At 70.3% G+C, this 7,369-nt stretch carries 8 protein-coding genes and 1 rRNA gene; all 9 read left to right on the top strand.

Annotated features, from left to right (window positions below; translation table 11 throughout):
* Positions 1-136 precede the first annotated feature (136 nt).
* Positions 137-253 (top strand): 5S ribosomal RNA (rrf, locus tag RH94_RS31070).
* 61 nt (positions 254-314) lie between these two features.
* The gene (locus RH94_RS31065; protein WP_073951649.1) at positions 315-959 is read left to right on the top strand and encodes an HAD family hydrolase; all 645 of its coding nucleotides are present in this window, start codon (positions 315-317) and stop codon (positions 957-959) included.
* Positions 960-1,025: 66 nt separating this feature from the next.
* Entirely contained in the window at positions 1,026-2,270 is a 1,245-nt protein-coding gene (locus RH94_RS31060; protein WP_107428870.1) for an MFS transporter, read from the top strand.
* A complete protein-coding gene (locus RH94_RS31055; RefSeq protein WP_073951679.1) occupies positions 2,221-3,393 on the top strand; it encodes an acetoin utilization protein AcuC in 1,173 nt (390 codons plus the stop codon). The genes RH94_RS31060 and RH94_RS31055 overlap by 50 nt, the downstream gene beginning before the upstream one ends.
* A gap of 114 nt (positions 3,394-3,507) precedes the next feature.
* Positions 3,508-4,323, top strand: a complete 816-nt coding sequence (locus RH94_RS31050; protein WP_073951678.1) for a phosphatase — start codon at positions 3,508-3,510, stop codon at positions 4,321-4,323.
* A gap of 129 nt (positions 4,324-4,452) precedes the next feature.
* On the top strand, positions 4,453-4,665 hold the full coding sequence (locus tag RH94_RS31045) for a helix-turn-helix domain-containing protein (RefSeq protein WP_007443703.1): 213 nt from the start codon (positions 4,453-4,455) through the stop codon (positions 4,663-4,665).
* A 114-nt stretch (positions 4,666-4,779) separates the two neighbouring features.
* Complete coding sequence (locus tag RH94_RS31040) at positions 4,780-4,878, top strand: 30S ribosomal protein bS22 (RefSeq protein WP_003948845.1); 99 nt, start codon at positions 4,780-4,782, stop codon at positions 4,876-4,878.
* A gap of 256 nt (positions 4,879-5,134) precedes the next feature.
* The gene (locus tag RH94_RS31035) at positions 5,135-6,232 is read left to right on the top strand and encodes an NAD-dependent epimerase/dehydratase family protein (protein ID WP_073951647.1); all 1,098 of its coding nucleotides are present in this window, start codon (positions 5,135-5,137) and stop codon (positions 6,230-6,232) included.
* Positions 6,233-6,246: 14 nt separating this feature from the next.
* Complete coding sequence (locus RH94_RS31030; protein WP_073951646.1) at positions 6,247-7,308, top strand: lysophospholipid acyltransferase family protein; 1,062 nt, start codon at positions 6,247-6,249, stop codon at positions 7,306-7,308.
* Positions 7,309-7,369 lie beyond the last annotated feature (61 nt).

Genomic DNA, 7,369 nt, shown 5'->3' with positions numbered 1-7,369 from the left:
ACCGGTACTAATAGGCCGAGGGCTTGTCCCCAGTTGCTCGCGTCCACTGTGTCAGTTCTGAGGCAACGAACGGTTGCCGGCTTTGAGTAGAACAGACAATTGAAGAGTGTGCTTGTTCGCTCGAAACCATTAGGGTTTCGGTGGTCATAGCGTGAGGGAAACGCCCGGTTACATTCCGAACCCGGAAGCTAAGCCTCACAGCGCCGATGGTACTGCAGGGGGGACCCTGTGGGAGAGTAGGACACCGCCGAACAAATATTGAAGAAAACCCCGCACCTCACGGTGCGGGGTTTTCTGCGTTTAAGCTCGTACGCATGCGCTATGACCTCGTCATCTTCGACAACGACGGCGTCCTCGTCGACAGTGAGCCCATCTCCAACCGGCTCCTGGCCGCCTATCTCACCGAGCTGGGTCACCCCACCTCGTACGAGGACTCCATCCGCGACTACATGGGGTCGGCGATGCACCGGATCCACGACCTGGTCGGGGAGCGGACCGGGCAGCGGCTGCCGGACGACTTCGACGACGTCTTCCACGCCCGTGTCTTCGCCGCGTTCGAGCGGGAGTTGAAGCCGGTGGACGGCGCCGCCGACGTACTGGAGAAGCTGGTCGTGGAGGGGACGCCGTACTGCGTCGCGTCCTCGGGGAGCCATGAGCGGATCCGGGTGGGGCACCGGACGACCGGCCTCGACCGGTGGTTCGACGAGGAGCGGATCTTCAGTTCGCAGGACGTGGGACGGGGCAAGCCGGCGCCGGACCTGTTCCTGTACGCGGCCGAGCGGATGGGCGTCGCCCCGGAGCGGTGCGTCGTCGTCGAGGACTCCCCGCTGGGTGTGCGGGCGGCCGTCGCGGCCGGGATGGACGTGTACGGGTTCACGGCGATGACACCGGCCGCGAAGCTCGCGGACGCCACTCGACTCTTCTCCCGCATGGAGGAGTTGACCGGCCTGCTGGCATGAAGGTGAGCGGAATTCATCTTTGGCCGGATCTACCCACGGGTAGCCCAAGGCCCTACGCTCGCCGCCATGACAGATGTGCTGCGGCGCGGTAGGGCCTCCCTGGCGTTCAGCTTCTTCACGCAGGGCGTCACCTTCGCTCTCCTCGTGACGCGCATCCCGGCCATCCAGGGCCGGTACGGGGTCTCCGACGCGCTGCTGCCGGCGTTCCTCGCCGCCGTGCCGGTCCTCGCCGGCGTCGGCAGCGTGGCCACCGAGCAGCTGGTGAAGCGCGTGCGGCCCAGCCGGTTGCTGCGCTGGTCCCAGCCCGTCGTCCTGCTGTCCCTGCTCGGTGTCGGGGCGGGCGGCCGGATGGCCGGGCTGGGTGTCGCGCTCGCCGCCTTCGGGCTGGCCGTGGGCGCGCTGGACGCCTCGATGAACATGCTCGGGGTGAGCCTGCAGCGGGCGTACGGCCGCAGCATCGTGCTGGGCTTCCACGCGGCCTACAGCCTCGGCGGGATCGTGGGCGCCTCACTGGCCTGGGCCGGGGCGCACTGGCACCTGGCGCTGTGGGTGTCGTACCTGCCGGTGGTGGCGGTACTGCTGCCGGCGGTCCTGGTGGGGAGCCGGTGGTACGTCGACGAGCGGGCGGCGGCCGTGTCCGAGGAGGCCGGCGGGAACGGGAACGGGAGTGGGAGCGGGACCGTCGCCTTCAAGCTGCTGCTGCCGCTGTGCCTGGTGATGACGTTCGCGTACATCGGGGACTCGACCGTCTCCAACTGGAGCGCGAAGTACCTGCAGGACACGCTGGGCGGCTCGGAGCAGCTGGCGACCGTGCCGTACAACGTGTACATGGTCACCACCCTGCTGGGGCGGACCATCGGGGACCTCGGAGTGCGCAGGTTCGGCGCCGTGGCCGTCGTACGGCTGGGCGCGCTGGTGGCGGCGCTGGGGTTCGCGGTGGTCGCCGGGGCGCCCGGGGCCTGGGTGGGGATGCTCGGGTTCACCCTTCTGGGGCTGGGGCTGTGCGTGCTGGTGCCGCAGACCTTCGCGGCGGCCGGGCGCCACGCCTTCGAGAACCACGGCCCGGGGGCCTCGGACGCGGCCGTCGCGCGGCTCAACATCTTCAATTACGTGGGCTTTCTGATCGGCTCCCCGCTCGTGGGCGCGCTGGGCGACGCCTGGAGCTACCGGGGGGCGATGCTGGTGCCCATGGTGTTGGTGCTGGTGACGGTGGTGTACGCCAGGTCGTTCGCGCCGCGGTCCGACCGATACCGTGGCGGTCATGAGCGGCCGCGCACAGTTGATGTGGGACGAGGCAGTAACGGGGTATGACTTCGGTCCGGACCACCCGATGGACCCGGTCCGCCTCGCCCTGACCCGGAAACTGGTCGACGCCCTCGGGCTCGACCGGGAGGCGCGCCTGGTGGCGGCCAAGCCGGCCGGGGAGTCGACGCTGCGGCTCGTCCACCGGGAGGACTACATCGACGCGGTGAAGGCCGCGTCGGCGGATCCGGGGGCGGCGAACGGGACGTACGGGCTGGGAACGCTCGACGATCCGGCCTTCGCCGGGATGCACGAGGTGTCCGCGCTGATCGCGGGCCAGTCGGTGGGCGCGGCGGAGGCGGTGTGGCGCGGGGACGCGCTGCACGCGGTGAACTTCGCCGGCGGGCTGCACCACGCGATGCCGGGTTGCGCGTCCGGCTTCTGCGTCTACAACGACGCCGCGCTGGCGATCGCGCGGCTGCTGGAGCTGGGCGCCGAGCGGGTCGCGTACGTCGACGTGGACGTGCACCACGGGGACGGGGTGCAGGCGGCGTTCTGGGAGGACCCGCGCGTGCTGACGATCTCGCTGCACGAGCATCCGCGGACGCTGTTCCCGCAGACGGGCTGGCCGGAGGAGACGGGGGCTCCGTCCGCGGAGGGTTCCGCCGTGAACCTGGCGCTGCCGGCCGGGACCGGGGACGCGGGGTGGCTGCGGGCGTTCCACGCCGTGGTGCCGGAGCTGCTCGCCGACTTCCGGCCGCAGGTGCTGGTGACGCAGCACGGGGCCGACACCCACTTCGAGGATCCGCTGGCGCATCTCGCGGTGTCGCTGGACGCGCAGCGGGCGGTGCAGGTGGCGTGTCACTCGCTGGCGCACGAGTACACCGAGGGGCGGTGGGTCGCGTTGGGCGGGGGCGGATACGCGGTGGTGGAGGTCGTGCCCCGGTCGTGGACGCACCTGGTGGGGATCGCGGTGGGGCGGCCGGTGGAGCCGGAGACGGTGATTCCCGAGAGCTGGCGGCAGGAAGTGTTCGCGCGGACGCGGCAGTTGGGTCCGATGCGGATGACCGACGGGCGGTGGCCGGTCTCCTGGGCGGAGTGGGAGGCGGGGTACGACCCCGCGGACCGGTTGGACCAGGCGATCCTGGCCACCCGGCGGGCGGTGTTCCCGTTGCGGGGGTTGCTGGCGTAGCCGTGGGCCGGCGCGGGAGGCGCAGGTGGCCCAGGTGGTGTGCGTTACGCCAACTGTGCGGTCCCGTCCCGGTTTTCGGGACGTTCTCGTCCGGTGTCCGTCACCATCGCTCCCGTGTTGAGCACTGGTGCCTTGCGTGCCCATCTGGTGCGGGCCGGTCTTGCCGGGGTCGTGGGGACCTCGCGGGAGGACAGTCTGCGGAGCTATCGGCTGTTCGCGGCCCGCGATCCCCGGGTGTTGATCGGGATCGATCCCGAAAGGGACTGGCAGCAGCGGGACTTGATCGAGCTGATGGCGCGGAGGTGCGGGGTTTCGGCCGATCCCGCGCACACCTTCGGCCATGATGTGATCGACCCGGAGCTGACGCTCGCCGCGCTGGATGCCTTCGCGGACCGGCTCGGTGCGGCCGCCCGGCGCGGCGATCCCGTGCTCCTCGGCACCGGGCACCCGCACCGGCTGCTCGGTTTCTACGCCGCGCTGGCGGACGCCCTGTCGGCGGCGGGGTGTGCCGTCCTCACCCCGGCGCAGGGTCGCTGTGTCGACATAACGACCCGGTTCGGGCTACGCACGCACAACCTCGAGTACGTACGGGGAGTCGCCCTGGTCCGGCCGCCCGGCGGTGAACGCACCGGTTGTGAGCCCGGCGCACACACGCACTCGCCGCTCCCGGTTCGACTGGCGCTCGCCGCGGCAGCCGACGCCGGCGGCCCGCTGCCGGGGCTGGTGATCGGGGATCACGGCTGGGTCTGCGGGGCAGGTCAGCTGGGGTTCGAGGCCATGGGGCCGGCCGACACGAACGACCCCGCGCTCTTCGTCGGGCAGGCCGAGGGGCGCGTGTCCGTCGTCGTTCCACTTGATGACGCCGTGCGGCCCGCCTACTACCGCCCGCTGGCCCGCTACGTACTCAATCGAGCGTGTCTGTCACAGTAGGCCGCCGATGGGTACACCTCTTCCCCACTCGCATCACACGCCCCTAGTCTGGGGAGTGAGCACGCAGCGACGAAGAGTCACCGGAAGGGGAAGCCGGTGGCCGTCGAGTGCGGAAGGTTCAGGTGTGTCATGGCTGCAGCTGGCGAGAGGCCTCTGAACGAGGTTCAGTTCCTTACCGTGGCGGAAGTCGCCGCGGTCATGCGAGTGTCGAAGATGACCGTGTACCGGCTGGTGCACAGCGGTCATCTGCCCGCGATCCGTGTGGGGCGGTCCTTCCGCGTCCCGGAGCAAGCGGTTCACGAGTACCTCCGCGAGAGCTACGTGGGGGTGGAAACCGCCTGACGACGACCTCGATTTACGACCTCAGCACTCGGGCGGGTAGGGTAGAGCCCCTCGTAGGTCGTGTGGGCCCATGGCGCCCAAACACCGAGTGATGAAAAGTGAGCGAGGGTAGTCGTGGGCTCTGTTATCAAGAAGCGGCGCAAGCGGATGGCCAAGAAGAAGCACCGCAAGCTGCTCAAGCGCACCCGTGTCCAGCGTCGCAACAAGAAGTAGGACGCCGGTCGCTACGAGGTACGCGACAACGCGAAAGCGTGTCTGTGGCCCCCCACCGCACCCGGTGGGGGGCCATGCGCGTTCCGGGCGGCCGGATGCCGGGCGGCCCGGTATGTTCGTACGTACGTGCCCGTCGTCACTTCGCGCATCGGGCGGTCATCACAGCGCAATATCGACCCGATAGGTTGGCCGCACACGGGGAAACCGCACACGGGGCACGCGGCGGGAAAGCCAGGCGGGAAGGAAGGCACTGATCTTGGGACAGGTCGTGCTCGTGACCGGAGTGGCCCGCCCGCTCGCGGGCCGGTTCGTACGGCGCATCCAGCGTGACCCTCAGGTCGACCGGGTGGTCGCCGTGGACGCGGTCCCGCCCGAGCACCACCTGGGCGGCGCCGACTTCGTCCAGGCCGACATCCGGCAGCCCACGATCGCGCGCGTGCTCGCCGAGACGGCCGCCGACACGGTCGTGCACATGGACGTGACCGGCACCGCGCTGGGCAGCGGCAGCCGGACCGCGGTCAAGGAGACCAACGTCATCGGCACCATGCAGCTGCTCGGGGCCTGCCAGAAGTCCCCGTCGGTCAAGCGGCTGGTGGTGAAGTCCAGCACCAACGTCTACGGCTCCGCGCCCCGGGACCCGGCCGTGTTCACCGAGACCACCCCGCCCAAGTCGCTGCCCAGCGGTGGCTTCGCGAAGGACACGGTGGAGGTCGAGGGGTACGTACGGGGCTTCGCCAGGCGGCGGCCGGACGTCGCCGTGTGCGTGCTGCGGTTCGCGAACATCCTCGGCCCCTCCGCGGACACACCGCTGGCGTCGTACTTCTCGCTGCCGGTCCTGCCGACGGTGTTCGGCTACGACCCCCGGCTGCAGTTCGTGCATGAGGACGACGTGATCGAGGTGCTGCGGATCGCCTCGCACGAGCCGCTCCGGTCCACGCTCAACAGCGGCACGTTCAACATCGCCGGCGACGGCGTGCTGCTGCTCTCGCAGTGCGCGCGGCGGCTCGGACGGCCCACGGTGCCGCTGCCGCTGCCCGCCGTCACGTGGGCGGGCTCGCTGGTGCGTACGCTGGGAATGACGGACTTCTCACCCGAGCAGATCCGGCTACTGACCCACGGCCGGGTCGTGGCGACGGACCAGATGCGCGACACACTCGGATTTGAACCCAAGTACACGACCGCGGAGGCTTTCACGGAGTTCGCCCGCAGCCGTGGCCCCGGGCTGCTGCCGCCGGAGGCCCTCGCGGGGGCCGTCGACAGGATCGCCGCGCTGTCCCACCAGGGCAGTGGCCACCCCCCGGCCCACTTCCCGGTCCACCCCCCGACCCACTCCCCGACGCAGAGCGCCGACTGAGGAGCGCAGCAAGCATGGCGGACGCCAAGGTCATTCCGTTCGACGACGACCGGTCCCGCGGGGGCTCCGGACAGCGGCCGTCGCGACGCCGGGGCACGGGCGGACGGCGCACCGGCGGCGAGCCCGCGGCTGTCCACGAGGTCAAGGCCCTGCCCACCAGGGGGGCCGCGCAGGATGATGTCCCTGTGACCACAGAGGAACAGCCGCCGCGGCCGCCGGGCGGGCCGGAGCGGGACGGCGGACTGGAGCAGCGCGTCGCGAACGGCCTGGCGTTCCTGCGCCGCCGGCTCACCGGGGACTACGACGTCGACGACTTCGGCTACGACGCCGAGCTCACCGACCAGGTCCTGATGTCCCTGCTGCGGCCGGTGTACGAGAAATACTTCCGGGTCGACGTGAAGGGCATCGAGAACATCCCCGCCAAGGGCGGTGCGCTGATCGTCGCCAACCACTCCGGCACGCTGCCGCTGGACGGGCTGATGATGCAGGTCGCCGTGCACGACCACCATCCCGCGGACCGGCATCTGCGGCTGCTCGCGGCCGACCTGGTCTTCGTCCTGCCGGTGGTCAACGAGCTCGCCCGCAAGCTCGGCCACACCCTCGCCTGCACCGAGGACGCCGAGCGGCTGCTCGGGCAGGGGGAGCTGGTCGGGGTGATGCCGGAGGGCTTCAAGGGCATCGGGAAACCTTTCAGCGAGCGCTACAAGCTGCAGCGGTTCGGCCGCGGCGGCTTCGTCTCCACCGCTCTGCGCCAGGGCGTGCCGATCGTCCCGTGCTCGATCGTCGGGGCCGAGGAGATCTACCCGATGATCGGCAACGCCAAGACCCTCGCGCGTCTGCTGGGCTTCCCGTACTTCCCGCTGACGCCGACCTTCCCGTGGCTGGGCCCCCTGGGCATGGTCCCGCTGCCGACGAAGTGGACCATCCAGTTCGGCGAGCCGATCCCGACGGACGGCTACCCGCCGGAGGCGGCCGAGGACCCGATGCTGATGTTCAACCTGACCGACCAGGTCCGCGAACAGATCCAGCACACGCTGTACAAGCTGCTGGTGCAGCGCAGGTCTGTGTTCTTCTGATCCGTTTTCCGACCCGAGCCGTCCTTACCCTTCCGACCCGAGCCGTCCTACGCCGGCGGGG

Origin of the sequence: Streptomyces kebangsaanensis, assembly GCF_001906585.1 — a bacterium.
Classification (GTDB): Bacteria; Actinomycetota; Actinomycetes; order Streptomycetales; family Streptomycetaceae; genus Streptomyces; species Streptomyces kebangsaanensis.
This window is presented reverse-complemented; position numbering and strand designations above follow the sequence as displayed.